This is a genomic window from Rothia sp. LK2588 (assembly GCF_040946465.1).
Classification (GTDB): Bacteria; Actinomycetota; Actinomycetes; order Actinomycetales; family Micrococcaceae; genus Rothia.
This window is the reverse complement of record NZ_JAYWLS010000003.1, coordinates 331,748-357,933: the sequence shown is the minus strand read 5'-3', so window position 1 is coordinate 357,933 and position 26,186 is coordinate 331,748. Positions and strand designations below refer to the sequence as shown.

General features: G+C 61.3%; 28 protein-coding genes. 10 read left to right on the top strand and 18 right to left on the bottom strand.

Annotated elements, in window-relative coordinates; all coding sequences use genetic code 11:
• Positions 1-231: 231 nt before the first annotated feature.
• The 5 genes from rlmB to VVR12_RS08635 all read right to left on the bottom strand — a co-directional run bounded on the left by rlmB (position 232) and on the right by VVR12_RS08635 (position 4,635).
• Positions 232-1,218, bottom strand: a complete 987-nt coding sequence (rlmB, locus tag VVR12_RS08655; RefSeq protein ID WP_368550805.1) for a 23S rRNA (guanosine(2251)-2'-O)-methyltransferase RlmB — start codon at positions 1,216-1,218, stop codon at positions 232-234.
• 115 nt (positions 1,219-1,333) lie between these two features.
• Positions 1,334-2,755 carry a cysteine--tRNA ligase gene (gene cysS / locus VVR12_RS08650; protein ID WP_368550804.1) on the bottom strand — a complete coding sequence of 474 codons (1,422 nt, stop codon included), beginning with the start codon at positions 2,753-2,755 and terminating at the stop codon, positions 1,334-1,336.
• Between the two features lie 68 nt (positions 2,756-2,823).
• The gene (gene ispF / locus VVR12_RS08645) at positions 2,824-3,312 is read right to left on the bottom strand and encodes a 2-C-methyl-D-erythritol 2,4-cyclodiphosphate synthase (protein ID WP_368550803.1); all 489 of its coding nucleotides are present in this window, start codon (positions 3,310-3,312) and stop codon (positions 2,824-2,826) included.
• Positions 3,313-3,349: 37 nt separating this feature from the next.
• Positions 3,350-4,006: a 2-C-methyl-D-erythritol 4-phosphate cytidylyltransferase gene (gene ispD, locus VVR12_RS08640; protein WP_368550802.1), complete on the bottom strand. Its 657-nt coding sequence runs from the start codon at positions 4,004-4,006 to the stop codon at positions 3,350-3,352.
• A 137-nt stretch (positions 4,007-4,143) separates the two neighbouring features.
• Positions 4,144-4,635 carry a CarD family transcriptional regulator gene (locus VVR12_RS08635; RefSeq protein ID WP_368550801.1) on the bottom strand — a complete coding sequence of 164 codons (492 nt, stop codon included), beginning with the start codon at positions 4,633-4,635 and terminating at the stop codon, positions 4,144-4,146.
• 249 nt (positions 4,636-4,884) lie between these two features.
• On the opposite strand from VVR12_RS08635, the gene VVR12_RS08630 reads away from it, so the two are divergent.
• Positions 4,885-5,466, top strand: a complete 582-nt coding sequence (locus tag VVR12_RS08630) for a hypothetical protein (RefSeq protein WP_368550800.1) — start codon at positions 4,885-4,887, stop codon at positions 5,464-5,466.
• A gap of 76 nt (positions 5,467-5,542) precedes the next feature.
• Here VVR12_RS08630 and VVR12_RS08625 read toward each other — a convergent pair whose 3' ends face one another.
• Both VVR12_RS08625 and VVR12_RS08620 read right to left on the bottom strand, forming a co-directional pair.
• Entirely contained in the window at positions 5,543-6,223 is a 681-nt protein-coding gene (locus VVR12_RS08625; RefSeq protein WP_368550799.1) for a winged helix-turn-helix domain-containing protein, read from the bottom strand.
• A gap of 14 nt (positions 6,224-6,237) precedes the next feature.
• Positions 6,238-7,464, bottom strand: a complete 1,227-nt coding sequence (locus VVR12_RS08620) for a sensor histidine kinase (protein WP_368550798.1) — start codon at positions 7,462-7,464, stop codon at positions 6,238-6,240.
• 201 nt (positions 7,465-7,665) lie between these two features.
• Between VVR12_RS08620 and phoU the strand changes: the two genes are divergently transcribed.
• The gene (gene phoU, locus VVR12_RS08615; protein ID WP_368550797.1) at positions 7,666-8,307 is read left to right on the top strand and encodes a phosphate signaling complex protein PhoU; all 642 of its coding nucleotides are present in this window, start codon (positions 7,666-7,668) and stop codon (positions 8,305-8,307) included.
• Positions 8,308-8,380: 73 nt separating this feature from the next.
• On the opposite strand, the gene VVR12_RS08610 is transcribed toward phoU, so the two are convergent.
• From VVR12_RS08610 to VVR12_RS08600, 3 genes are all read right to left on the bottom strand, one after another.
• On the bottom strand, positions 8,381-9,121 hold the full coding sequence (locus VVR12_RS08610) for a phosphoglyceromutase (protein WP_368550796.1): 741 nt from the start codon (positions 9,119-9,121) through the stop codon (positions 8,381-8,383).
• A gap of 89 nt (positions 9,122-9,210) precedes the next feature.
• A complete protein-coding gene (locus VVR12_RS08605) occupies positions 9,211-9,513 on the bottom strand; it encodes a DUF2516 family protein (protein ID WP_368550795.1) in 303 nt (100 codons plus the stop codon).
• Between the two features lie 15 nt (positions 9,514-9,528).
• Complete coding sequence (locus tag VVR12_RS08600; protein ID WP_368550794.1) at positions 9,529-10,725, bottom strand: PLP-dependent aspartate aminotransferase family protein; 1,197 nt, start codon at positions 10,723-10,725, stop codon at positions 9,529-9,531.
• 68 nt (positions 10,726-10,793) lie between these two features.
• Here VVR12_RS08600 and tmk point away from each other — a divergent pair, with 68 nt between their 5' ends.
• Both tmk and VVR12_RS08590 read left to right on the top strand, forming a co-directional pair.
• Entirely contained in the window at positions 10,794-11,501 is a 708-nt protein-coding gene (tmk, locus tag VVR12_RS08595; RefSeq protein WP_368550793.1) for a dTMP kinase, read from the top strand.
• Entirely contained in the window at positions 11,498-12,637 is a 1,140-nt protein-coding gene (locus VVR12_RS08590; protein WP_368550792.1) for a DNA polymerase III subunit delta', read from the top strand. Before tmk ends, VVR12_RS08590 begins: the two co-directional genes overlap by 4 nt.
• On the opposite strand, the gene nrdG is transcribed toward VVR12_RS08590, so the two are convergent.
• The 3 genes from nrdG to nrdD (VVR12_RS08575) are packed head-to-tail and all read right to left on the bottom strand — an operon-like array spanning position 12,634 to position 15,216.
• Complete coding sequence (gene nrdG / locus VVR12_RS08585) at positions 12,634-13,281, bottom strand: anaerobic ribonucleoside-triphosphate reductase activating protein (RefSeq protein ID WP_368550790.1); 648 nt, start codon at positions 13,279-13,281, stop codon at positions 12,634-12,636. The genes VVR12_RS08590 and nrdG overlap by 4 nt on opposite strands.
• Positions 13,265-13,765 (bottom strand): anaerobic ribonucleoside-triphosphate reductase, encoded by a 501-nt coding sequence (gene nrdD / locus VVR12_RS08580; protein WP_368550788.1) that lies wholly within the window; start codon positions 13,763-13,765, stop codon positions 13,265-13,267. The genes nrdG and nrdD (VVR12_RS08580) overlap by 17 nt, the downstream gene beginning before the upstream one ends.
• Positions 13,738-15,216: an anaerobic ribonucleoside-triphosphate reductase gene (nrdD, locus tag VVR12_RS08575; RefSeq protein WP_368550786.1), complete on the bottom strand. Its 1,479-nt coding sequence runs from the start codon at positions 15,214-15,216 to the stop codon at positions 13,738-13,740. The genes nrdD (VVR12_RS08580) and nrdD (VVR12_RS08575) overlap by 28 nt, the downstream gene beginning before the upstream one ends.
• 380 nt (positions 15,217-15,596) lie before the next feature.
• Here nrdD (VVR12_RS08575) and VVR12_RS08570 point away from each other — a divergent pair, with 380 nt between their 5' ends.
• Positions 15,597-16,316 (top strand): YitT family protein, encoded by a 720-nt coding sequence (locus VVR12_RS08570; RefSeq protein ID WP_368550785.1) that lies wholly within the window; start codon positions 15,597-15,599, stop codon positions 16,314-16,316.
• A 115-nt stretch (positions 16,317-16,431) separates the two neighbouring features.
• On the opposite strand, the gene VVR12_RS08565 is transcribed toward VVR12_RS08570, so the two are convergent.
• Both VVR12_RS08565 and VVR12_RS08560 read right to left on the bottom strand, forming a co-directional pair.
• On the bottom strand, positions 16,432-17,796 hold the full coding sequence (locus tag VVR12_RS08565) for a PFL family protein (protein WP_368550784.1): 1,365 nt from the start codon (positions 17,794-17,796) through the stop codon (positions 16,432-16,434).
• An 8-nt stretch (positions 17,797-17,804) separates the two neighbouring features.
• Entirely contained in the window at positions 17,805-18,074 is a 270-nt protein-coding gene (locus VVR12_RS08560; RefSeq protein ID WP_368550782.1) for an ACT domain-containing protein, read from the bottom strand.
• Between the two features lie 187 nt (positions 18,075-18,261).
• Here VVR12_RS08560 and VVR12_RS08555 point away from each other — a divergent pair, with 187 nt between their 5' ends.
• Both VVR12_RS08555 and VVR12_RS08550 read left to right on the top strand, forming a co-directional pair.
• Positions 18,262-19,332, top strand: a complete 1,071-nt coding sequence (locus tag VVR12_RS08555; protein ID WP_368550780.1) for a YeeE/YedE family protein — start codon at positions 18,262-18,264, stop codon at positions 19,330-19,332.
• A gap of 21 nt (positions 19,333-19,353) precedes the next feature.
• On the top strand, positions 19,354-19,581 hold the full coding sequence (locus VVR12_RS08550; RefSeq protein WP_368550778.1) for a sulfurtransferase TusA family protein: 228 nt from the start codon (positions 19,354-19,356) through the stop codon (positions 19,579-19,581).
• 65 nt (positions 19,582-19,646) lie between these two features.
• On the opposite strand, the gene manA is transcribed toward VVR12_RS08550, so the two are convergent.
• The gene (gene manA, locus VVR12_RS08545) at positions 19,647-20,828 is read right to left on the bottom strand and encodes a mannose-6-phosphate isomerase, class I (protein ID WP_368550776.1); all 1,182 of its coding nucleotides are present in this window, start codon (positions 20,826-20,828) and stop codon (positions 19,647-19,649) included.
• 124 nt (positions 20,829-20,952) lie between these two features.
• Between manA and VVR12_RS08540 the strand changes: the two genes are divergently transcribed.
• Entirely contained in the window at positions 20,953-22,356 is a 1,404-nt protein-coding gene (locus VVR12_RS08540; RefSeq protein WP_368550774.1) for a phosphomannomutase/phosphoglucomutase, read from the top strand.
• Between the two features lie 104 nt (positions 22,357-22,460).
• Here the strand turns inward: VVR12_RS08540 and VVR12_RS08535 are convergent, their stop codons facing one another.
• Positions 22,461-23,123 carry a GntR family transcriptional regulator gene (locus VVR12_RS08535; RefSeq protein WP_368550773.1) on the bottom strand — a complete coding sequence of 221 codons (663 nt, stop codon included), beginning with the start codon at positions 23,121-23,123 and terminating at the stop codon, positions 22,461-22,463.
• A gap of 125 nt (positions 23,124-23,248) precedes the next feature.
• Here VVR12_RS08535 and VVR12_RS08530 point away from each other — a divergent pair, with 125 nt between their 5' ends.
• Together VVR12_RS08530 and VVR12_RS08525 are read left to right on the top strand one after the other, a co-directional pair.
• Positions 23,249-23,905, top strand: a complete 657-nt coding sequence (locus VVR12_RS08530) for a flavin reductase family protein (protein WP_368550771.1) — start codon at positions 23,249-23,251, stop codon at positions 23,903-23,905.
• On the top strand, positions 23,902-25,215 hold the full coding sequence (locus VVR12_RS08525) for an MFS transporter (protein WP_368550770.1): 1,314 nt from the start codon (positions 23,902-23,904) through the stop codon (positions 25,213-25,215). Before VVR12_RS08530 ends, VVR12_RS08525 begins: the two co-directional genes overlap by 4 nt.
• Before the next feature lie 112 nt (positions 25,216-25,327).
• Here the strand turns inward: VVR12_RS08525 and VVR12_RS08520 are convergent, their stop codons facing one another.
• The gene (locus tag VVR12_RS08520) at positions 25,328-26,122 is read right to left on the bottom strand and encodes a sulfite exporter TauE/SafE family protein (RefSeq protein ID WP_368550768.1); all 795 of its coding nucleotides are present in this window, start codon (positions 26,120-26,122) and stop codon (positions 25,328-25,330) included.
• Between the last annotated feature and the right edge of the window lie 64 nt (positions 26,123-26,186).

Genomic DNA, 26,186 nt, shown 5'->3' with positions numbered 1-26,186 from the left:
GGCCCTGACATCCTTGCAACCCGGATTCTAGTGTGCTAGGTAACTTACATCTTTGTGATTATTCGATTTACCCCGGAATTACGCGGAATTTAAGCCAAAATATTTTTTCGAAAAACTTTAAATCGGTCTGAAACCGCTCTTTCTACCCCTCCCTACACCGCGCCACGCCCACCACAATCTACAAAAGTGCCCGCTCCACCAGAGGTGGAACGGGCACACAGTTCAGAAATACTAGGCAGTAGCGGCAGCGCGACGACGCGAGACCTCGTACAACGAGATTCCCACAGCCATCGATGCATTCAGCGACTCCATTGCAGAATCGATCGGGATCGAAACGATCTGATCGCAGTTCTCAGTCACCAGACGAGACAGACCCTTGCCTTCGGATCCGACCACAACCAGTAGCGGCTCGGTGGCCAATTCCAGCTGCGGCAACTCAATGTCGCCACCGCCGTCCAGACCCACTACGAAAATTCCCGAGTCCTTGGCCTGCTGCACCACACGCGTCAGGTTGGTGGCCATCGCCACCGGAATGCGAGCAGCAGCACCGGCCGAGGTCTTCCACGCCGACGCCGTCACCGCGGCACTACGACGTTCGGGAATGATCACGCCGTCACCGCTGAAGGCGGAGACGCTACGAATGATCGCGCCGAGGTTGCGGGGATCGGTAATGCCATCCAAAGCAACGAACAACGGCGGGGTCTTCAACTGACCGTTGTGGAAGCGCTCCATCACATCGAGCACCAGGTCGGTAGCGTCCGGGTACTTGTACGGCGGGATCTGCAAAGCAATGCCCTGGTGCACCGAGCCCTCGGTCAAGCGATCCAATTCCCCTCGACCGATCTCCAGCATGGGGAGGTTCTTCTTGTTCGCCAAGGTCATGATTTCCTTGACTCGCTCGTCCGGTTCGATGCGGCTCATCACGTACAGGTGCTTGGCGGGAATCTCAGTCTTCAACGCCTCGAGCACGGCGTTGCGGCCCGTCACCAACTCCTCGCTCGTGCGCTTACCGCCCAAACGCGGGGCAGGACGCGAGTGCAGATGAGCCTGACGACGCTCCGCCGCGCGCTTCATCTTGTACGCCTTGTGGTACGGACGATCCTCTGCCTTCGGAGTGGGGCCCTTGCCTTCGAGAGCCTTGCGGCCCTTACCACCGGATCCCTTGGTAGGGCCCTTCTTCGCGTTCGTTGCGCCGGGGCGGCGGCCTGCTTTCGCCATACAAACCTCTTTCATCGGGCACCTGCCCGCAATCCGGGGGCGTGTAGACCCCACTTCACATGTTCAATCCTAGCTAGCGTAGCCTAGCGACCGCGCGAACGGGCCAGAGTGTGCGCTAGCCGATAGACCAGGTCGAGCCGGCGGCGCCGTCCTTGATATGGATGCCCGCTTCGGTCAACGCGTCACGCAACTGATCGGCGGTTGCCCAATCCTTATCGGCGCGGGCCTGGGCACGCTGGGCCAGCATCGACTGAATCAGCGAATCCAGGGCGGCGTGTTCAGCGGCGTTCGACGAAGCACCTCCACCGAAGCTCATCAGCTGGATGAGGCCGAGCACTCGGGCCATTGCATAGACGGACTCCGCCTGTTCCTTCGCGCTTTCCCCCGCCGCGAGCGCCGAGTTGCCGGCCCGCACCGCGTCGTGCAGGGCGGCCAGGGCCTGCGGAATATTCAGGTCGTCGTCCATCGCCTGGGCGAATGCCTCGGTGACCTCGGCATCGTCACGGTGATACTCGATGGTCGCCGCCAAGAACGCCTCCACGCGCTCCACCGCGGCTGCGGCCTCCTCCAAGGACGTCGGGCGGTAGTCGAGCACCGACCGATAGTGGGCGGACCCCAGGTAGTAACGCACCACCAGCGGACGCGCCATGGCCAGCATCTGCTCGGGCGAGACGGTGTTGCCGATCGACTTCGACATCTTCTCGCCCTCGTAGGTGACCAGCCCGTTATGCAGCCAGAAGTTGGCGAAACCGTCGCCCGCCGCGGTCGACTGGGCCAGCTCGTTTTCGTGGTGCGGGAAGCGCAGGTCCAAACCTCCGCCATGGATGTCGAAGCGCTGACCCAGGTACTTTCCGGCCATGGCCGAGCACTCCAGGTGCCAGCCGGGGCGGCCACGACCCCACGGGGAATCCCAGGAGGCCGATTCCGGTTCACCCTCTTTGTATCCCTTCCACAGCGCGAAGTCGCGCGGGTCGCGCTTGCCGCGGGGATCGGCGTCCTCGGCATCTTTGAGCTCATCAAGTTTCTGGTGGGTCAGCGAACCGTACTCGGGCCAGGACTTGACGTCGAAGTAAACATCGCCCGAGTCGTCCAGGGCCGGGTAGGCATGGCCGTTGTCGATCAGACGCTGAATTAGCGCGAACATCTCGGGGATGTGCCCGGTGGCGCGGGGCTCATAGGTGGGCGGAGCGATGCCCAGGGCCGCGTAGGCCGCGGCGAAAACCTTTTCGAAACGATACGCCAGCGCCCACCATTCCTCGCGGGGGTATTCGCCCTCGAAACCCTCCTCGAAGGAGCGGGTCGAGTTGGCCAGGATCTTATCGTCGATGTCGGTGACGTTGCGTACCGTCGTGACCTTGAAACCGCGATAGGTCAACCAGCGAGAGAGCTGATCGAACACCAGAGCCGAGCGCACGTGCCCGATGTGGGGCGCGCCCTGAACCGTGGCGCCACAGTAGTAGATGCGAGCCTCGCCGGGGTAAACCGGCTGAAAGTCGTGAACAGATGCAGTCGCGGTATCGTAAAAACGTAGAGTCACGGTCTCATTTTATGCGTATTCCGCATGACGATGCATCCGCGCGCCGCCACCGGCGAGGCGGCGGAACCTCAGCGAGAAGCCTCGACGGGGTAGACCAACGCGGTGGCGATGGCGGCTACCCCCTCACCGCGTCCGGTCAGACCCAGCGCGTCGGTGGTGGTCGCCGTGACGGTCACCGTAGCTCCAGCCGCTTCGCTGAGCACCCGGTTGGCTTCGTCGCGGCGCGGGGAGAACTTAGGTTTATTACCCACCAGCTGAACCGCAACATTGCCGATCTCAAAGCCGGCCGCGCGCACGATCGCGGCGGCCTCGGCGAGAATTCGCACCCCCGGGGCACCCTTCATATCGGGGCGATCGACCCCGAAGTTTGAGCCTAGATCACCGGTTCCCGAGGCGGAGAACAGGGCGTCGGCGGCGGCGTGAGCAACGACATCCCCATCGGAGTGGCCCGACAGCCCCAGTTGCCCAGGCCAGTGCAACCCGGCCACCCACAGCTCGGTGCCCTCCTCACCAAAGGCGTGAACGTCAACGCCGATACCGGTACGGGGAAACAACATTAAATTCCTCCTGAGCTTTGCGCGGGGATGGTGAAAGTTAGTGAGTTGAGGGCTCGTGCAAGGCACGCGCCAGCGCCAAGTCCAGCGGGGTGGTGATCTTGAAAGAATCGGCGGAACCGGCCACGGTGTGCACCGTCAGCCCCATCGTCTCGGCGAGCATCGCGTCGTCGGTGATGGTCTCGGCCAAGCCCTCGCGCGAGGCCTGTTCGTAGGCGTTCAGTAGCGCGGCCAGATCGAACCCCTGCGGGGTCTGCACCGCCCGCAGTTGAGAGCGAGCAGGGGTACCGGTGACCGCCCCGGTTTCGTCAACCTCTTTGATGGTGTCGACCACCGGGACCACCGGGATCACCGCCTGCTGCCCCGAATTCAACGCCTCGATTACCCGCGTGAAGACCTCCGGCGGGGTGAAGCAACGTGCGCAGTCGTGGACCAGGACGCCGGTCGGCGCTTCATCGGTGAACCCGACGCGCACCGGCGCGTCGGGCAGGGCCGCCAAGGCGGCCGCCACGGAATCGGCGCGCGTTGCGCCTCCGGTGACCACCGCGGCACCGAACTCCTCGGCCAAAGCGCTGAGTTCAACGTCCCCGGGCGGGACGGTGACGATCAACCGAGACGCGCAACCTGCGGCGTCCACACCCTCCAGGGCCCAGCTCAACAACGCTTTTCCGGCCACCGGAACCTGCGCCTTGGGCACGCCGTAACCCAAGCGCGTACCCGAACCGGCAGCAACCACAACGACGGCGAACGCGCGGTGTTGAGAAACACCTGGCGCGTTCGCCGTCGTAGAAAACCTATTCGTTATGCTCACAATATTCGAGCATACCGGAGGAGTTATTTGGAGTTGGTATCGAGGATCTTGTCGAGTTCCGCCTCGGCCGCCTCTTCGTCGATGTCCTTAGCCAGCGCCACCTCGGAGGAAAGGATCTGACGAGCCTTGGCCAACATGCGCTTTTCGCCTGCGGAGAGCCCACGATCGTTCTCGCGACGGTACAGATCGCGCACGACCTCTGCCACCTTGATGACGTCACCGGAAGCCAGCTTCTCGACGTTGGCCTTGTAACGACGCGACCAGTTCGTGGCTTCTTCGGTGTCGGTCGCCTGCAACACGTCGATCACTTCTTGCAGACCGCGTTCGTCGACGACGTCGCGCATACCTACCATGTCAACGTTCTCAGCAGGTACTTCAATGACAAGATCACCCTGTGCTACCTTGAGCTTCAGGTACATTTTTTCTTCGCCACGAATAGTGCGCGTTTTGATCTCTTCGATCGTTGCGGCTCCGTGGTGAGGGTAAACGACAGTTTCGCCAACCTCAAAAAGCATATGGATTAACCCCTTTCAGCCTATCCATTCTATCACGGCGAATTCTAAGCACCCTGAGGACAGCTTTAAGCGGGCATACCGCCAGGTAAAGGCATAAACCGGCCAACTCTGCCCGCCCGATACAGACGATCCGTCTGTAAGAGGTTAGACTGTATAAGAAAAGGCTCTCAGATCAAGCGTCTGTCACACACGCGACGTAAATAAGAGTGCAACGAACAACTACTTCGTTACCACCAAGGAGTTCATGCCGTGAAGTTTGTCGCTTCCACTACTCTCAAGCGCGCCGGCGCAGCAGTTGCACTGTCGGCAGCCATGTTGACCGCTACCGGTTGTGGTTACATCTACAAGCAGCCGACCACCATCCAGTATGCAGCCTCAGATGGCGTCTCGTTCTCCGTGACCAAGGATGGTCAGCGCATGGACGTCCGCAACCTGATGCTCATCTCCGAGGGTAAGGGTCAGCCCGGTCGCGTTCTGGGCACCGTGTTGAACCTGGGCGATAAGCCCATGGATCTGGCTCTTGATCTGAACGTCGACGGTTACCAGGACACCACCATTACCGTTCCCGCGGGCGAACAGATCCGTTTCGAGGACGACGCCAACAAGCTGATCGTTCCCAAGGTCGAGAAGATGCCCGGCGAGATGATCACCGATAACAAGGGCAAGGTAGGATCCGAATCGGAATCCTTCAACCTCCCGATCCTCGACGGCACCCTCGACGAATACCAACAGTACATCCCGAACGCCTCGGACAAGAGCGCTACCGAGTTCACCCCGGTCAAGGCTCCCGCGGCTGGCTCCGCTTCGCCCTCGCCGAGCGCAAGCAACTAATTTCTTCCCAACGCACTGCGGGGCGGGTACCTCATCGATGAGGTATCCGCCCCGCAGTCGTCTGCGTGGAATCGGTTTAAGGTTCGAACTTGTAGCCCAGACCGCGCACGGTTACCACGTAACGCGGATTCGAGGGGTCCGGTTCCACCTTCGAGCGCAGGCGCTTGATGTGAACATCCAGGGTTTTGGTGTCACCGACGTAGTCGGATCCCCACACGCGGTCAATGAGCTGTGAACGGGTCAGCACGCGGCCGGCGTTGCGTAAGAGCATCTCCAGCAGCTCGAACTCCTTCAGGGGCATCGCGACGGTCTCCCCCGCCACGGTCACCACGTGACGTTCGACGTCCATGCGAACCGGGCCGCCTTCGACGGCGTTGCTGGTCTCTTCTTCGGTCTCGGTCTGGCGACGCAATACCGCGCGGACGCGGGCGATCAGCTCGCGCGAGGAGTACGGCTTGGTGACGTAGTCGTCTGCTCCCAGCTCCAGGCCGAGCACCTTATCGATCTCTGAGTCTTTGGCAGTGAGCATGATGATCGGCACGGTGGAGGTGGCACGAATCTGCTTGCAGACCTCCATGCCAGACTGGCCCGGCAACATAACGTCGAGCAAGACGAGGTCGGCTCCGTTGCGTTCGAACTCGGGCACGGCGTCCGTACCGTTGTCGACTACCTGCACTTCGAAGCCTTCACGCCCCAGAAGAAAAGCCAGGGGCTCGCTGAGGGCTTCTTCATCCTCTACTACCAAGATGCGGGTCACTAGTATGATTCCTTCTATTCTTGAGCCGAAGCAATGCTTGAGCTGAATGATGCTACGGAATTTTCTCCGCTATTCTGCGCGCCCGTTTTCGGGGCGCCCAGCAAATCTTGTGTGGCTTCGTCGTCGACGGTGGGCAAGGCGATGGTGAAGGTTGAGCCTTCTCCGGGCACCGACCACAGCGAAATCTCACCGTTGTGTTGCGAGACCACGTGTTTAACAATAGACAGGCCCAGGCCGGTACCACCTGTTTGACGCGACCGGGCGGGGTCGACCCGGTAAAAGCGTTCGAAGATGCGATCCTGCTCGTCTTCGGGAATGCCCGGGCCCTGATCCTTCACCGAGATCTTGACCATGCCGTTGCGTTCGCTCACACCGATACCCACCTTGGTCTTCTCGGGGGAATAGCGGATCGCGTTCTCGATCAGGTTGCGGATCGCGGTGCCCAGCAGTTCAGGGTCGCCGTGGACCTGGTGCTTGGCCCTGCCGCCGCACTGCAACTCGATGTTCTTGCCTTCGGCGGTGATCCGGTTGCGGTCGATGGACGCCGCCACCAGCTCGTTGATATCAACCAGCTTGGACTGCCGCACGACGTCGGTCGACTGCAAACGAGACAGCTCGATGACGTCTTGGACCAGCGAAGCCAACCGCTTGGACTCTTTCTGCAGGCGCTGGGAGAAGTATTTCACCGACTCGGGGTCGTCCGCCGAGGATTCGATGGCCTCGGCCATCAGACCCACCGCGCCCACCGGTGTCTTCAGCTCGTGAGAGATGTTGGCGACGAAGTCGGTACGAACCGCCTGCACGCGCGCGATCTCGGTGCGGTCGTCGGCGAGAACCAGGATGTACTCGTCTCCCACGGGGGCAACCCGCAGGTCGATCACGAGCTGGGTCTTGGTCATGGTGCCGCGGGTGATATTGATTTCGCGTTCCACGATCACCTCGTGGCTACGCACCTGGTGGATCATCTCGAGCAGTTCTTCGGAGATCACGGTGTGGCCCTTGACCAGGCCCAACGCGTAGGCGCCCGGGGATGCCTGCACGACGCCGTCCACAGCATCGACCACCACATAGGCACGACCAATGACGGCCAGCACTTCCGCTGCGCCGTCACTAATGCTCGGTTCTTCGACGTCGGCCCAGCGAGCACGTTCACGTTCGCTGCGGTTGACAGCCCACATGCTCACCACGCCGATGCACAGACCGATCAAGATCGAAAACAATGCCACCAGGATGGGATCCACAGACTCTACTGTAATCACAAAGACAGCCCCGGTTCTTCTTTGCATTACTTATTACTACCGGGTTCAACTAACGTTTACCGTCGCGGTGGTGGCAGTTCACCTTATCTTGGCAAACTACATATGATTGTGGGTAAATACTGGCAGGGTGACCTGCCCGATCGAACCCCCTCGACTTATCCCTCGAACGGAAAGGACGCGCACGTGCGCAAAGTCTTTCAGGCAGAACTTCAGCAGGTCAACGAAGAACTGATCCAGGTTGCCACCCTGGTCAAGGAGGCCTTGGTCCGCGCCTCGGAATCGTTCCTCAACGCCGACATCGAAGAGGCCGAGGAGGTTATCTCCAACGACCAGCGCATCGACTTCATGCAGAATCAGCTCGACGAGCGTTGCATCGACATCCTGGCGTTGCAGGGTCCCGTGGCCTCCGACCTGCGCACCATCGTTTCATCGCTGCGCATGAGCTCCTCGCTGGAGCGCATGGGTGACCTCGCTCGCCACGTGGCTCAGATCGCCCGCATGCGCTTCCCCGAGCGTGCCCTGCCTTCGGAAATCACACCGCTGTTCGAAGAGATGGTCTCCCTCGACCGTCAGATCATCGACGCCGTGGTGGAACTGCTACGTACCCACGAGCTGAGCCACACCGAGAACATCTACGCGCACAAGGCCCGCATCAACGAGCTGCACCGCGAAGTGTTCAAGAAGCTCAACGCCGAAGAATGGGGCCACGCGCCGCAGGTCACCGTGGACGTCACGCTGGCCAGCCGCTACCTCGAGCGCTTCGGCGACCACGGTGTCTCCGTGGCACGCAAGGTCTCTTACCTGGTCACCGGTGAGTGGAGCTAACTCACTGAAGCTACAGTAAAGGCCCGGCCGGTTGTTCACCGGCCGGGCCTTTTTTGTTAGTCGGTCAAGAAGATTACTTCTTGCCCTGGTTGGCTACTGCCTTGATCGACTCGGCTGCCGCCTCGGGGTCGAGGTACTCGCCAGCCTTGGTCGGCTTGAAGTTCTCGTCCAGCTCGTAGTAGAGCGGGATACCGGTGGGAATGTTCAAACCGGCGATGTCCTCATCGGAGATGCCGTCCAGTTCTTTGACCAGGGCGCGCAGGGAGTTGCCGTGCGCGGCGACCAGAACGGTCTTGCCGGCCTCGAGATCAGGCTTGATGGACTCGTTCCAGTACGGGAGCATACGCTCGAGAACGTCCTTGAGGCACTCGGTGCGAGGAGCGTTGTCGAGGTCTGCGTAACGCGGGTCGTTCGCCTGCGAGAACTCGTTGTCGTCGTCCAGCGGCGGCGGCGGAACGTCGTAGGAACGGCGCCAGGTCATGAACTGTTCCTCGCCGAACTCCTGCAGGGTCGCAGCCTTGTCCTTACCCTGCAAAGCGCCGTAGTGGCGCTCATTCAGACGCCAGTTGCGCTTGACGGGAATCCACAGGCGATCTGCGGCGTCCAGCGAGAGGTTGGCGGTGTTAATCGCGCGGCGCAAGAGCGAGGTGTGAACCACGTCGGGAAGGATGTTGCGTTCCTTCAGCAGCGCGCCGCCGCGCTTAGCTTCTTCTTCACCTTTTTCAGTCAACGGCACGTCAACCCAACCGGTGAACAGGTTCTTGTTGTTCCAGTCGGACTGTCCGTGGCGCAGGAGTACCAATTTATAAGTCATAACTCTATTATCCACCCTCTGCGCCACGATGCCCGAATTATTCTTGACCGGTGCACGAATCGCTCACGATTCGAGAAACGCTGAGGCGGTTAACGGCGCCGCACTCGAACCGCCGGGCGGACGTCCGCCATGAACACACCCGCCGCGACAGCCACGATGAGCTGGAAGAGCAGGGAGTTAAACGGCGTCAACAGAATCAGCGCGGAGACCACCGTGCAACCGGCGGTCACCGCTACCCAGAACCCCTTCGTGCGCTTACCGGCGCTGGTGAAGGCGTAATCGGTGGCCTGCAACGCGGTCAACAGTGCCCACGCAGACATGACCAAAACAGCCACGGCAAAGGCCTTGTTGACGATCAAAATAACCAGAGAAAGTAATGCGATAGGAGACACGAGCCCAGCTTACCGTTACTTATCCAGCCCGGCGAGCGCGCGGACGAAATCCTCGTAAAGGTCGTCGGCCGACTCGATACCCACCGACAAACGGACGAGCGAGGGCGGGATCGACGCGGGCTCCTTACCGTGCCGACGGCGGCGTTCCACCAGCGACTCCACGCCGCCGAGGCTGGTGGCCGGCGTCCAGACCTGCAACTGATCGATGACGCGCTCGGTCTGCTCGACGTCGGCGTCCAGCACCACGCACAGCACCGAACCGAAGTCGCTCATCTGCGCGGCGGCGCGTTCGTGGCCGGGATCCGTGGCAAGCCCCGGGTAGCGGACTTCACGGATCGCCGGGTGTTGCTGGAATTTCTCGGCCAAGAACCGCGCGTTCTCGCAGGCCTTCTCCACGCGTAGCGAGAGGGTGCGCACTCCACGCAACGCGAGCCAGGACTCGAAGGGGCCGGGGATCGCGCCGTTGGTGGTGCGGTGGTGCAGCATGGCTTCATACAGCGCCCGGTTGCTGGTGGCGGTGACCCCGAGCAGGACGTCCGAGTGGCCGGCCAGGTACTTGGTGGCGGAGTGGACCACGACGTCGGCGCCGAGTTTGAGCGGTTGCTGCAGCAAGGGAGAGGCGAAGGTGTTATCAACCGCGCTCACCACACCCAGCTTGCGGGCCTCCGCCAGCACCGTGGGAAGGTCGGCGACCTCAAGCATCGGGTTGGTGGGGCTCTCGAGCCAGAGCAATACCTTCGGCGCGGAGTAGTCCACGTTTTCGGCGCTCATGCCCGCATCGGTGGCGGCCGCGCGCATCGCTTCGATCACCGAGTCGGTGTCTTCGATATCCAAACGCACCAGTTCAGCGATGCCGCGACGGCGTAGGTCTTCGGCGATGGTCACCGAAGCCATGTAGGCGTGCTTGGGCATCAGGATCGTGGACCCTACGGGCACCAGGTCGAGCACTGATGCGATGGCGGCCATGCCCGAGGCGAAGCTCAGGCCGGGTTCGCTGGCGCCTTCCAGGCCGGCCACGATCTCTTCGAAGCCCTCCCAGGTGGGGTTGTTGAAGCGGGCATAGACTTTGTCGTTAACCGGGTCAACGGGTACCGAACCGCGGAAGGTTGAGGAGAGCACGATCGGTGGGTTGACCGGCGCGTCGTGTTCGGGGGCCGGACGGCCGGCGCTGACAACGTAGGTTTCGGGGGTGACGTTTTCACTATTGCTCATGTCACTTAACATTAGCCGAGGCTCACCGCACTTCCAGAGCGTTGTTCGCATCTTGGTAGGCTGGGAGGGTGCAAGACTCACTCACCTATCACCCCGCGTCCACGCCCGTTTCTTCGCCGCAGGCGGGGTTGTTCGTCGTGTTCGAAGGCGGGGACGGCTCCGGCAAGACCACCCAGGTACGGCTACTGGCCGAGGCCCTGACCGAGGCGGGCCACCGCGTGGTGACCACCCGCGAACCCGGAGGCACCGAGATCGGTGAGAAACTCCGCTCGTTGGTGCTGGACCACGGCAACGGTGAGATCGATGCCCGCACCGAGGCGCTCATTTTCGCGGCCTCCCGAGCCGCGCACGCTCATCAGCTCATTCGCCCCGCCCTCGACGAGGGGGCGGTGGTGCTCTGCGATCGCTATATCGATTCTTCCGCCGCATACCAGGGGGCCGGACGCGGCCTGGGGGTTTCCCCGGTGACCGAGTTGAGCCTGTGGGCCACCGAGAACCTGGTGCCCGACCTGACGATTTTGCTCGATGTGCCGCTGAACGCCGGCCGTGATCGCGCCGGAGCGCGCGGCGCCGCCGATCGCATGGAATCTGAGTCTGACGAGTTCTATACCGCCATCCATGCCACCTTCGGGCAGCTGGCTGCCGAGCACCCCGAACGTTACGCGGTCATCGACGGCACGGGCTCCATTGCGGACGTCCACGAGCAGGTGTTCATCGCGGTGCAGGAGGCACTGAATGCCCGCGCCGCATACACCACCGAAGAGGAGAACCGATGAGCGTTTGGGATAACCTGGTCGGTCAGCCGCAAGCCGTAGAGCAGTTACGCGCCGCGGCGGCCAGCGACCACCCCCACCACGCGTGGTTGCTCACCGGACCGCCCGGTTCCGGCCGGTCCACCGCCGCCGTGGCCTTGGCCGCCGCCCTCCTCTGTGAACAGACCGACCCCTCCCAGCGCGGTTGCGGACAGTGCCGCGCCTGCCGCACCGTGCTCAAGGGCTCGCACGCCGACCTGACCCACTTCTCCACCGAGAACCTGCAGATCAAGATCGAGGAGGCCCGCGAGCTGGTGGTTCGCGCCCAAGACCGTCCCTCGGTAGGTCGTTGGCGCGTGATCATCGTTGAAGACGCCGACCGCATGCCCGAGCGCACCTCCAACGTGTTGCTCAAGGCCATCGAAGAACCGCCCCCGCACACCATCTGGCTGTTGTGCGCCCCCTCGCCCCAGGACGTCCTGGTCACCATTCGTTCCCGTTGCCGCTCGCTGAAGCTACGGGTGCCCTCTACCGAAGACGTCTCCGAGTTGCTGGTACGCCGCGACGGCGTGGAACCGGGATTGGCCGAGCACTGCGCGGCGTTGGCCCAGGGGCATGTGGGCGTGGCGCGTCGTCTGGCGCTCTACCCCGAGGCCCGTTCCCGCCGCGAATCGGTGGTGCGCATGCCGGTGAGCCTGCGCTCGATCGCGCAAGCCATGGCCGCCGCCGAGAAGCTGGTGGAGATCGCCGATGAAGAGGCCGAGGCGGACGCCGCCGAGCGTAACGAACGTGAACGCGCCGAACTCATGGCGCAGCTGGGTATGGAGGAAGATCAGAAGGTTACCCCCGCGATGCGAGCGCAGCTGCGACACCTGGAGGAAGATCAGAAACGGCGAGCCCGCCGCATTAAAACCGATACCCTGGATCGCTTTCTCATCGACATTCAGACGGTTTTCCGCGACGTGTTGACGATTCAGCTGGGTACCGGTTCGGCGCTGATCAACTCCCACCTGGCGCAGGAGCTGAGTGAATACGCCCGGGAGAACACCCCGGAGAAGACCCTGCAACGTTTGGACACGGTCTCGTTGACCCGCCGTCGCCTCTCCACGAACGCCAGCGCGCGGTTGGCCTTCGAGGCGATGATGACCTCGCTGCTTTAGCGCCCCGCTCCCCCGGCGGTGTGCCCGCCCGGCTCGCTTTCTCGCCATTCGATAGGACGCCCGGCCGCCAGCGATGCGCCCACGTTGAGTAGGCGCTGGTTGCTGGAGCCGCGAAAAGCCAGGTGAGAGTCGTACCGGGACTGAACGAACGGCCCGTCAACGAGCACGTCGGTCAGACGCAACAGCTCCAGCTGATCGCTGTTTCCCGCGCGGATCGAGGCCTGTAGTTGCTCCCAGGTGAAGCCTGTCCACGCCCACACGGTCTTTCCCGGTAGCTCTTCGCGTACCCTCCGAGCAAGCGACAGACACACCCCCGTGTTCAAGAAGGGTTCGCCACCCAGCAGGCTCAACCCCGCGACATATGGTTGGGCGAGGTCAGCCAGGATCTCTTCTTCCAGCTCGTGGGAATAGGGCCGGCCGTAGCGGAATGACTGCGCTGCCTTGTTATAGCACCCCACGCACTCAAAGGGGCACCCCGAAACATAGAGCGAACACCGCACGCCCGGCCCGTCAACGAAGGTGAAGGGTTTGTAGTCGGCCACGAACCCGCGGCTGAGCCGCCCCGTGTTCCAGTTGCCCGAACGCGGAGGAAGCCGGCGGGGGCCGTCCTGGATCGGGGTGCCGCGATCAGATGTGATTGACACGGGAGGCGATCTCTTCGTGGCGGCCGTGCACCATCGGGCGCTTCATCGGGTTGCCCAGGTAACCGCAGGTGCGCTTGACGACGTCACAGGTCTCGGGGTCGGTATTGCCGCAATCGGGGCAACAGAACCCCGCAGCGGTGGGGTTGAACTCGCCCTCGAAACCGCACTCGAAACAGCGATCGATGGCGGCGTTGGTACCCAGGTATCCCACGCGGTCGTAGGCGTAATCCCACACGGCCTCTAGCGCCTGCAGGTTGTGCGTCATTTTCGGGTACTCACAGTAGTGAATAAAGCCGCCCGAGGCGTAGAACGGGTAGTCCTTTTCGAAATCCAGCTTCTGGAAAGGGGTCACTTTCTTGCGGACGTCGTAGTGGTAGGAGTTGGTGTAATAGTCCTTGTCGGTGATGTTCTCGATCGCACCGAAGCGCTGCCGATCGAGGCGGCAGAAGCGGTCGGTCAACGACTCGGAGGGTGTGGAGTACACCGAGAACCAATAACCGGTCTCTTCATACCAGGTGTGGCAGTGCGCTGATGGTGAAGCTCCGCTGGGGTTGATGTTGGGGTCTCTTCATACCAGGTGTGGCAGTGCGACTTGAGACGGGCGAGAATCTCCAGGGTGAAGGCCTTGGCCTGCGGGTCGCTCTCCCAGGCCGGTCCGAAGAAGGCAGTCGCCACCTCGTAGAGGCCGATGTATCCCAGGGAGACGGTGGCGCGTCCGTTGGCGAAGAACTCGTCGACGCGGTCACCGCGCTCGGCTCGCAGGCCGAACGCTCCGTGCTGGTAGAGGATCGGCGCATTCTCAGGCCGCGCCTCGGTGCACCGTTGCACGCGGTAGTACAGGGCCTGGCGAGCGACCTCGAGACGGTCATCGAGTAAGTCCCAGAAGCGAAACAGCGCCTGTTCCCGCTCGGTTCCGGACGCCGCCGGGCCGGTTGCCGGCGCGGTTTCCAGGGCGATGCGGGGCAGGTTCACCGTAACCACCCCGAGGTTCATGCGGCCGGCAGCGACCTCGTGGCCAGCTTCGTCTTGCCAACTTTGCAAGAACGACCGGCACCCCATCGGAGCCTTGTACGAACCTGTAATTTCAACAATTTTCTCAAAGTTGAGCACGTCGGGGTACATGCGCTTCGCGGCGCACTCTAGGGCCAGTTGTTTGACGTCGTAGTTGGGGTCTTCGGGGTTGAGGTTGGTGCCCCGGCGCAGGCCGAAGACCAGTTTGGGGAAGATGGCGGTCGTGGCGTCTTTGCCGATACCGCGGATGCGCACGTTGAGGATCGCGCGTTGGATCTCCCGCTCCCAGGGTCCTGTGCCCAGGCCGAAGCCGAAGGTCACGAACGGGGTCTGGCCATTGGAGGAGTACAGGGTGTTGACTTCGTATTCCAGGGATTGCATGGAGTCGTAGACGTCCTTGGCCGTCTTCTGCGCGGCGTATTCCTCGTGCTGTTCGGGACGAACCCAGCGGCGGGCGTCCTGCAGGTGTTTGGCGTAGTTCAACTCGGCGTAGGGGGCCAGCACCTCGTCGATGCGGTCCACCGAGCAGCCGCCGTACTGGGAGCTGGCGACGTTGGCGATGATCTGGGAGACCTGCGCCGCCGCGGTCTGAATTGACTTCGGGGATTCGACGTTGGCGTTGCCAATGGTGAACCCCTCGGCCAGCATGCCGGCGATGTCGATCAGACAACAATTGGTCATGGGGGCGTAGGGCGAATAGTCGAGATCGTGAAAGTGGATATCACCGGATTGGTGGGCCTCGGCGACCGCGCGCGGGAGTAGGTGTTCGAGAGCATAGTCCTTAGCGACGGCCCCGGCGGTGAGGTCGCGCTGGGTGTTGAAAACGGTGGCATCTTTGTTGGCATTCTCGTGTAGGGCGGTGGCGGCTCCGGACTGCAGTTGCTCCAGTGCAGAAGGGGTCTGTTTCTCTTCAAACAACAACATCTAGTGGCTTCTTTCTGTGGGAGACACTAGATATGGTAGACCCGCCGAAATTGAGGTCATGACGACAAAATGTCACGAAGCGGATCGAAATGATATGGGTCGGAAAAACCCTAAGTTGGTCTTGCGGGCGAACAGTGGGCCCCGAAAGTTTCTGGATTAACTTTCTGGTTTTCCGGCAGTCAGGTGGGACATAGCGGGGTGAAACCGGGTAGGTGAGTGCGCAAGACTTAACGGATGCACCTGTGCCGGTGGGGTCAGCTGGAGTAGCCCGGACACGCCCGGCGCTCCCGGTTCCGTACCCCGAAAATCACCCAGTATGCTCTTTTTGACATACTGGGTGATTTTCGGGGTACAGAACGGCTCGCGATAGCATGGCTCACATGGCTAGAAAACCCCCACCGGCGCTGTTGAACATGAACCCGATTAATCAGTTGCGGGCCGGAAAACTGGCACTACGTTTGCCGCAGCTCTTTATCGGACTGGCCGGTTTCGGTTTCTCGGTAGCCATCTTCATCAAGGCAGGCCTGGGCGCGATGAGCTGGGACGTGCTCACACTGGGTCTCATGAAGCAATTCGGGCTGAGCTACGGCCTGATCACGATCGTCACCTCGATGATCGTGCTTCTGCTCTGGATTCCCTTACGGGAGATGCCGGGGCTGGGCACGATCGCCAACGCCTTTCTCATCGGCATCTTCGGTGACCTCTCGTTACGCATCATCCCCGATCCCACCGGCCTACCCCTGCAGATCGTCTACGTGATCGTGGGCCTGATACTCTTCGGTTTTTTCGATGCGCTCTACATCGGTGCACAATTCGGCTCCGGCCCCCGCGACGGGTTGATGACGGGCCTCATGCGCATCACGGGCCTCTCGGCGACCGTCGTTCGCACCGCACTCGAGGTGACTGTGGTGGTCATCGGCATCGCGGCCGGTGGCGAGTTTGGCCCCGGCACCATCGCCCTCTCCCTGTTGGCCGGACCCTGCGTGGGGTTCTTTCTGCCGCGGGTTACGGTTCCGCTGTTACCTCCCGCCGAACCGGACGCCGGCACGCGGCAAGGTTCCGGACCAGCGGCGAGTAACCGGGGAGATGAACTGGACTGACCGGTTAGAACGCCCCGGACACGCCCGGCCTTCCCGATTCCGTACCCACAAAATCACCCAGTATGTTCTTTTTGACATACTGGGTGATTTTCGGGGTACAAACCCGGGGCCGCGCCTAGTTTCGGAAACCGTGCACCGGCGAGGGGATGCGTCCACCGCGAGCCGCGAACCGTTCAGCCGAGGCCTCGTGTATGGGCATCACGGGGGCGCGTCCGAGCAGACCGCCGAACTCCACGACCTCCCCCACCTGCAACCCGATCGCCGGGATCACGCGAACCGCCGTGGTTTTGTGGTTCATGACGCCGATGGCGGCTTCGTCGGCGATCATGGCGGCGATGGTTGCCGCCGGGGTCTCCCCGGGAATCGCCACCATGTCCAGGCCCACCGAGCAGATCGCGGTCATGGCCTCGAGCTTGTCCAGCGTAATCTTCTGCGCGGCGGCGGCCTCGATCATGCCAATGTCTTCTGAGATCGGGATGAACGATCCCGAGAGTCCACCCACGTGCGAGCAGGCCATCAGACCGCCCTTCTTCACCGCGTCGTTGAGCAGTGCGAGCGCGGCGACGGTGCCGTGCGTACCAACGGTTTCCAGTCCCAGTTCCTCCAGGACGTGCGCGACCGAGTCACCGACCTCGGCGGTCGGCGCGAGCGAGAGGTCGACGATGCCGAACTCAACCCCCAGGCGTTCGGCGGCGAGGTTGCCCACGAGCTGACCCACGCGGGTGATCTTGAAGGCCGCCTTCTTGATGGCCTCGGCGCAGGCGTCGAAGGACTCCCCGCGCACCGATTCCAACGCGCGCTTGACCACGCCCGGGCCTGAGACGCCCACCGAGACCACGGTGTCGGCCTCTTGCACACCGTGGAAGGCGCCGGCCATGAACGGGTTGTCGGAGACGGCGTTGGCGAACACCACGAGTTTGGCGCATCCGAAGCCGTGGGCGTCGGCGGAGAGTTCGGCGGTTTCGCGGATAACCTCACCCATGCGGGCGACCGCGCTCATGTTGATTCCGGCACGGGAGGATCCGATGTTGACCGAGGAGCACACGACGTCGGTTTCGTTGAGGGCCCGCGGGATCGAGTTCATCAGTTTCAGGTCTGCGGGGGTGGCTCCCTTGTCGACGAGCGCGGTGAATCCACCGATGAAGTTCACCCCTACCGCTTTGGCGGCCGCATCTAAGGTTTTGGCGTATTCGACGTAGTCCTCATCGTCGCTGGCACCGGCCACCAACGAGATGGGCGTGACGGAGATGCGCTTGTTGATGATGGGGATGCCCAGTTCGGCTTCGATGCCTTCGGCGACCTCCACCAGGCGTGCAGCGCGGGAAGTGATCTTGTCGTAGATTTTTTGACGGGCCACCTCGCCGTTGGAGTCAGCGCAGTCGAGCAGGGAGATGCCCATGGTCACGGTGCGGATGTCGAGGCGGTCTTCGTCGATCATCTGCAACGTTTCGAGGATGTTGGCGGAGTTTTCGAATACCACTACGCCTCCTAGATGGTGTGCATGGCGTCGAAGATGGCCTCCGACTGAATGCGGATGCGAACCTTCTGCTCGGCCGCCACCGGCTCGAAGGCCGTCTGCAGATCTTGGATGGTCTGCTGGGAATCGTCGAATTCGCCCTTGAGGATCATCGTGAAGTGTTCTTCCATGAGCGTCTGCGAGATGTTGACGATATTCACGTTGCGGCGGGTGAGTTCGGAGGTCACCGCGCTCACGATGCCTACGTGGTCGTGGCCGGTAACGGTCAGGATAATCTTCATGCCGGTTCCTTGTGCTGGTGGTTGTACGAGTCTGCAGTGTGTGATGCGCGAAGGGAGCCCTCAACGCGGCAGCTGTCTTAAACACTACGTCACCAGCGATAGGAATCACACTTGAAAGAAAATTACTTTGTTGCGTTATTTGACAGATACTTTGAACCGCCCAGTGACCTGAGAGTACTTTGACTGCATGCTTATTTCGGGTTTGTTGGTTGGGTTGTTACTGGGGTTTGTCATGCAACGTGGCAGGTTCTGTGTCACCGGTGCTTTTCGAGATATTTGGGTAGCGAAGAGTACCTGGTGGTTAGGTGCGTTCATCGTGGCTATCGCCGTTCAAGCCGTGGGAGTCGCCGCGCTCAATGCCGCAGGGGTAATTCAGGTTTCGGAGGCCGTCAGTCAGTTCGCACCTGTGGGCACCGTGATCGGTGCTTTCGTTTTCGGTTTCGGGATCGTGTTGGCCGGTGGATGCGCCACCGGTACCTACTACCGGGCCGGCGAAGGTCTTGTCGGCTCGTGGTTCGCGCTAATTTTCTACGCACTGTTCGCCAGCATCTTCAAGTACGGAGCGCTGGCGGAGACTACGGGTTTTATGCGCCATTACGGCGTCACGGAAAACGCGACGATCTATGAGACGTTGGGTGTCTCGATGTGGGTTCCGGTAGTTGCTCTTGCCCTGATCGCTGGTTTCTGGGCCTATCGCAATCTTTCGAAGCCGAAGCTACCCATGGCGCAGCTACCGGCCGAGAAAAAGGGCTTGGCGCACCTGTTGACGGAGAAGTCTTGGAATCCCTACGCCACCGCTGTGGTGGTGGGCATCATCGCGATGCTCGCCTTCCCCGCCAGCTGGGCGACAGGACGCCAGGGTGGGCTGGGCATCACCACCCCCAGCGCTAACGCGGTACAGTACCTGGGTACCGGTGACGCCAAGTTCGTCGACTGGGGTGTGCTGTTGGTCGGTGGAATCCTTCTGGGTTCGTACATCGCCGCCAAGGCCTCCGGTGAGTTTAAGGTGCGTGTTCCCGACGCAAAGACCATCATGCGCTCCGGTGTCGGTGGCGCCCTGATGGGTTGGGGTGCGGCCTGGGCCGGAGGATGCTCGATCGGCAACGGCCTGGTAGAAACCGCTCTCTTTTCCTGGCAGGGTTGGGTAGCTTTGGTCGCCATGATCCTCGGAACCGGCGCTGCGGCTTACCTCTTTGTCATCCCGCGCCGCGCACGTCGTACCGCTGCCACCCCCGCTAAGAATCTGCAAACCGCTTAAACGTCAACGAAAGGAATTGTCATGGCTACTCGTGTTTTAGAAACGGACGGTCTGGTGTGCCCCTTCCCCGTTCAAGAGGCTAAGACCGCGATGGAAGAGTTGGCTGCCGGAGATGAACTGGTGATCAACTTCGACTGCACTCAGGGTACGGAGTCGATTCCTCGCTGGGCCGCCGAGAACGGCTACGGCACCAAGGACTTCGTGAAGCGAGGTCCCGCAGAATGGTCTATCACCGTGATTAAGGCTTAGATTTCACGCCACATCAAAGCGCCCCCGGCCTGCGGGTCGGGGGCGCTTCTGTCGGGGCCGCAGTACTAGACGTAGGCGGCGATGAAGGCTTCGCCGGTTCCAGTGACCGTCACCGCGGTCTCGGAACCAACGTGGAGTAGTGATTCAGTGGGTTTCAGTTCGAAGCTCTGCTGACCCGCTTGTATGTTCAGCTCACCTTTGGTGGCCAGCACCGCGGACGTCCCCGCCAGGGTCAGCTCAATCGGTCCACCGGTGGCACGCACGCGGGTCACGCTCAACCGGTGGTCCCACATACGGTAGCGACCCAGCGGCCCCTCCGCCGGGGTCGGGCCCTCAATCTGCGGAGCCGGTTGGGAGTCGGCGAGGATCGAGATGAGCTCGTCGATGTCGATGTGTTTGGAGGTCAGCCCCGCGCGCATCACGTTGTCGGAGGGGTTCATGATCTCCACCGCGCACCCGGATACGTAGGCATGCACCTGACCGTCGGGAGTGTGAGCGGAGTCCCCTGGTTTGAGGTGAACGAGGTTCATCACGGTGGCCACCAATAACCCGCGGTCGCCCGGGTGCTTCTGATCGACCTCTGCGATCACGCCGGTCAGCTTCTGTAGGCATTCATCGAGACCGGGTTCCTGTGCGGTGAGGGCCGCACGCTCGACCGTTTGACGCACCGCCTGTTCGGCCGCCGCATTGTCGAGGCGTAACACGGACTCGAGTAACTGCTTATCCGAGGACGCCGGGAGCAGCTCGCTCAGCCAGGTCAGCCCCAACCGCTCGGCGATGCGTTGCAGCTCGTCGGCCGGTCGCACGCCAGTCAGCGCCTGCACCTCGGTCAGCGCGATGAGCGTCTCGGGCTTGGAGTGCGGGTCTTTGTAGTTACGAGCGGGGTCATCAAGTTTCACGCCGGCGTTGTTCTCGGCGGCGAACCCGGTCTGGGCCTGTTCGTCGGAGGGGTGAACCTGGATGGAGAGCGGGGCGTCGATCGCCAGGATCTTGAACAGGAAGGGGAAGAAATCCTTCTCCCAGCCCGTGGGGAGGACGTCCTCGGGTGCGTGGGCTACCCACTCGTTCAACGGCATGTCGCCGGTGGGCAGGTGCACAATGCAGGGTGCGGAGGGGTGAGCGCCGACCCAGACCTCAGCCTCGGGTTGCGCCGAGGGTGCAGACTCGCCGCGCATTCCGGCCAGCATGGTGCACGATCCCCAGTCGTAATTCTGCACCTTATTGCTCAAACGATAAATTTCACCCATAGGTCATATCCAACCACACCCCAAAATAGATTGTCCCTATCTTAGGGGGCCTTTCACTCAGTGTTTAACAGCATACAAACGGCCCTCACGGAATTTTTCGCACCTGACGGCTAAAATAAGGCGTGTGAATACTATTGATCTCAAGGAATCTTTTAAGGCTTACGATGTCCGCGGCATCGTAGGCGAAACTATCACTGAAGAGACCGTGCGCGCCACTGCGGCCGCCTTCGTGGACGTTCTCGGGCTGGCTGGGCAGAACGTGCTGGTTGGCTCCGATATGCGCCCCTCCGGTTCTTCGTTTGTCGATGCTTTCGCCGAGGGTGCCACCGCGCGCGGTGCGAACGTCATTAAGATCGGCTTGATCTCCACCGACGAGCTTTACTTCGCGTGCGGTGTTGAGAACGCCGCCGGCGTGACCTTCACTGCCTCACACAACCCGGCTGAGTACAACGGCATGAAGATGGCCAAGGCCGGCGCGGTTCCGATTTCTTCGGAAACCGGTCTGTTCGACGTGCGTGACCTGGCCCAGAAGTACCTCGATGAGGGCGACATCCCCGCCGTGGAGACCACCGGCACCGTCTCTGAGAAGGACGTGCTGAAGGCCTACGGCGAGTACCTCCGTGAGCTGGTGGATCTCTCGCAGATTCGCCCGCTGAAGGTTGTGGTGGACGCCGGTAACGGCATGGGCGGTATGACCACCCCCGCTGTGCTCGGCGGTTCGATCCTGCCTGAACTTCCTCTGGAGATCGTGCCCCTGTTCTTCGAGCTGGACGGCACCTTCCCGAACCACCCGGCCAACCCGCTGGAGCCTGCCAACCTGATCGACCTGCAGCGTGCCGTGATCGAGCACGGCGCTGACATCGGTTTGGCTTTCGACGGCGACGCCGACCGCTGCTTCGTGATCGACGAGAAGGGTGAGCCTGTTTCGCCTTCCGCCATCACCGCGATCGTGGCCGAGCGCGAGATCAAGCGCGCCCAGGCCGAGGGCAACTCCGAGCCCGTAGTGATCTATAACCTGATTACCTCCAAGGCCGTTCCCGAGCTGGTGGAAAAGCTGGGTGGTCGCGCCGTGAAGACCCGTGTGGGTCACTCCTTCATCAAGGCCGTCATGGCCTCAGAGGGTGGCGTTTTCGGTGGCGAGCACTCCGCTCACTACTACTTCAAGGACTTCTTCAACGCCGACACCGGCATGCTGGCCGCGATGCATGTGCTGGCCGTGCTGGGCTCCTCGGAAGAAAAGCTCTCGGAGATCGGTGCGAAGTACCAGCCCTACGTTCCCTCCGGCGAGATCAACTCGCAGGTTGAGGACAAGGACGGCACCATCGCCCGCGTGCGGGAGCACTTCGGCGATTCGGTGGAGACCTCCGACATGGACGGCGTGACCTTCGAGTCGAAGACCGAGGGTTGGTGGGCCAACCTGCGCCCCTCTAACACCGAGCCTTTCCTGCGCCTGAACCTGGAGGCACCGGATATGGCCACCATGGAGCGCGTGCGCGACGAGATCCTACAGATCGTTCGTGCCGCATAGCGCTTGAGGCTCCGACGCGCCGAGCGTCGCTCACGACAGGAGGCTGTCCCTTTTCTGGGGACAGCCTCCTGTTGTATGTGCGCTACCTACTCCTGGAAGATGGTCTAGATTTCGAGAGGTCGAATATGTCCTTCCCGGGAACGTCGACGAGCAACGGCTAGGGCGGATTCCACCAGGAAGTCGTTGAGCTTGATGGATGCCTCTTGGGCCAGCGCGCTGTCGCGGTTCTCCACAGCCTGTAAAATCGCCCGATGTAAAGCCTTCCCCTGTTCGATTTCTGCAGGAACATCGTGGAGATTAACTCCCCAGAAACGCCGCGATAGCACATGGAGTGGTCTCATAACGTCGGCGAGGTAGTCGTTATGGGCCGCAACACACATGACTTCTTGAGTTTGCCTGAGCACCTCGAGATAACCTCGGGGTTCCGTTTGCTTCTCTAGCTTTTCCTTCAACGAGACGAGGCCGGCCAATTCCTCGTCGGTTCCACGCTTTGAAGCTAACACCACGGCGAGCGCCTCCATGGAGCGTCTTATTTCTAGCCTTCCCAACTGGTCGTCAACGCTCATAGTCGGAACCACTATTCCGGCTCCTGTGCCGTTGGCTACGAGGTGGTCTCGCATGAGACGTTGCACCGCCTCACGCAGTGGGGTTCGTCCATAACCAGACAATTTGATGAGCGCTGATTCGGTGTAGGAGGTTCCGGGGCTGAGTTCCCCTCGCTCGATGAGATGCGCCAGGTGGTTGTAGGCTTCTTCAGCTTTTGTCATAGCTCCATTGTGTATGACCGGTTCACTTCACACTTTAAATATTTAATGTATATGTCTTGAATATTGCAGATATACACAATATCCTCGTAGCTACTACGTGCTCCGAATCACATATTGGAGGAATTGTGAAGTTCAACCCCTGCACCGAATCTTCGGGTCTGCCTTATTCACCTTTCAAGAGCAGCACCGTTCCCCGCCCCATTGGTTGGCTTTCTAGCGTTAATGAAGACGGCCTGGAAAACATTGCTCCCTATAGCCAATGGCAAAATCTCACCTTTGACCCTCCCATGGTCATGTTCTCGGCTAACCATTACCCCGACGGACGCCGCAAAGATACCGTCCTCAATGCTGAACGTACCGGTTGGTTCGTCTGGAATATGGCGACCTGGGATCTCCGCGAAGAGGTCAATAAGTCTGCGATGGCCTTACCGACGTCTGAGAGTGAATGGGACCACTTGGACGTCACCAAAGAATACGCCGATAATCACCCCATTCCGATGGTCAAGGAATCCCCGGTCAAGTTTGAGTGTCGTTACCTTTCAACCCATCGTTTGATGGGTGACTCCAATGTTGGGTCAATCGACATAGTCTTTGCCCGGGTAGAAAAAATCCACATCGATGAGGATTTCCTGACCTCAGATGGACGTCTCGATATTCCCCGCATCCAACCCATCGCCCGTATGGGTTACTTTGACTACACGGTCGTGCGGGAAACCTTCGAGATGCGTGTGCCCGGGGCAGACGCGGACGCCAAGCTGGGGTTGGAGGGCACACCTAAATGAGCACCGCACGCATAGGGACGACACCGGGCAAGTCACGGAGCCTCCGCGACCTGGTTGCGGTGAACTTCGGCAACGCGCTCGAGTGGTACGACTGGAACATCTACACCATTTTTGCCCCGTATTTCGCGGTGCAGTTCTTCAATCCGCACAATCCCACCTCAGCTTTTCTCTCTACCTTGGCAGTCTTCGCCGTAGGTTTCGTGGCCCGCCCCGTGGGTGGTTATCTCTTCGGTAACTTTGCGGACCGGGTGGGACGCCGACAGGCGCTATTCGTCGCGATGGTGCTGACCGCTTTGGGCAGCCTTGTCATTGCGCTCACCCCCACCTATGAGACGATCGGGATCTTCGCCTCGATCATTCTCGTGGTCACTCGTTTAGCTCAAGGGCTGGCGCACGGTGGAGAAATGGGAACCTCCATCACATACTTGGTGGAGCGAGCGCCTAAGGGCCGCCGTGCTTTTTTCGGGAGCACCTCCTGGGTGTCAGTGGTTATCGGCACGATTCTGGCAACTCTGATGGGTCTGTTGATGAATGCCCTGCTTTCTGAGGAACAACTGAACTCCTGGGGATGGAGGGTAGCTTTCGGTGTGGGTGCAATTCTGGGTCTCTACGCGCTCTTCCTTCGCAGGAATTTGGTAGAAACCGAGGCCTTCACCGAGAATCTGGAGACTGTTCCTGAGACCGCTACAGATCCTGCCACCGGTAAGATCAAGCGCCGAGGTGGGCTCTTCTCTTATATGCGTGGCCTCTTTGTGATCTTCGGTGTCTCCGCCGGTGGGTCATTGATGTTCTACACCTGGTTGATCTATCTCCCCACGTACTCCCGAGTTGCACTCGGTCAAGACGCCGCGAGCTCGCTGACCGCCGGATTGATTGCGCAGGTAGTCTTCTTGGGGTTGATCCTGATCGCCGGTGTACTCGGCGATAAGGTGGGCCGCAAGCCGCTTGTCATCGCGTTTGGCGCCATTTTTGTGGTGATCACCTGGCCGGTCTACCACCTGGTGGACGGCAGCTTCGGGACGCTTCTCATGGCAATGCTCATCTCCTTGACTGGCCTGGCCCTCCTCTTTGGCGTCAATGGGGCGGTGTGGGCTGAGGCTCTTCCCACCCATGTACGGGCCGCCGGCGTATCGGGAACGCTGTCACTGTCCACTGCCCTCTTCGGCGGCACGGCCCCGTACCTGAATGCGTGGTTGACGGAGAACGGGCATGCAGATTGGTTCATTATCTACATGATCATCATCGCCGCTTTCACTCTCGTGACCGGTTTGGTGATGCGGGAGACCCGGGATAGTTCGTTGACGCGATAACAATCCAGAGGTTTCTGTAGCGCTCCTGCGAGCACCGGGAGTGCGTTCAGTCTATAGATCGCCTGAATAATGTGTCGGCTGGCGGGGATGTTAATTCTCCGCCAGCCGTTCTTTATACCACCATGTTGATCAGTGCGATCGTACCGATCACCACGATGACCGCCCGCAGCACGCTGGGCGGGAGGGAGCGTCCTACCTTGGCGCCGAGCAATCCGCCGAGGGCCGCGCCGGCGGCGAGCAGGAGGACGACCGTCCAGTCGATGAGGTCTCCGGTGAAGAGCACGAAGATGATGGCCGAGACCACGTTGACCCCGGCCACCAGGGCGTTCTTCAGGGCGTTGAGCGATTGCAGCGAGACCGCGAGCAACATGCCCAGCGAGCCAACCATGAGCACGCCCTGGGCGGCGCCGAAGTAGCCTCCGTAGAGGCCGAGGGCGGCGACAGTCAGGAAGGTCAGTGCGGGGCGCGCCATCGCCAGGGAATCGTGGTGCCCCGCTCCCCCAGCCACCTTGAGCTTGGCGGCGGTGCGCTTCTGCACCATCGGGGAGATCACCACCATGATGATGCCGAGCAGGATCAGGATGGGCACCGCGAAATCGAACACGGACGAGGGCAGAACCAGCAACAGCAATGCGCCCGTCACACCGCCCAGCAAGGACGCCGGTAGCAGTTTCTTCACCAGCGGTTTCAGGTGGGCGATCTCTCGGCGGTATCCGTAGACCCCCGAGAAGTTGCCGGCGATCAGGCCCAGGTTCGAAGACATGTTGGCGGTCAGCGCCGGGTAGCCAAACATCAGCAAGACGGGGAAGGTGATGAGCGTTCCGGATCCGACGATGACGTTGATGAACCCGGCGCCGAGACCGGCGCAGAAGATGGCGATCAGCGGCAGGAGGGCGTCGATGGTCATGACGAGGCTCGGCACCTCACGTTCTGGCTAGTTGGGGCGGACGTTGGATACGACCAGTCTAACC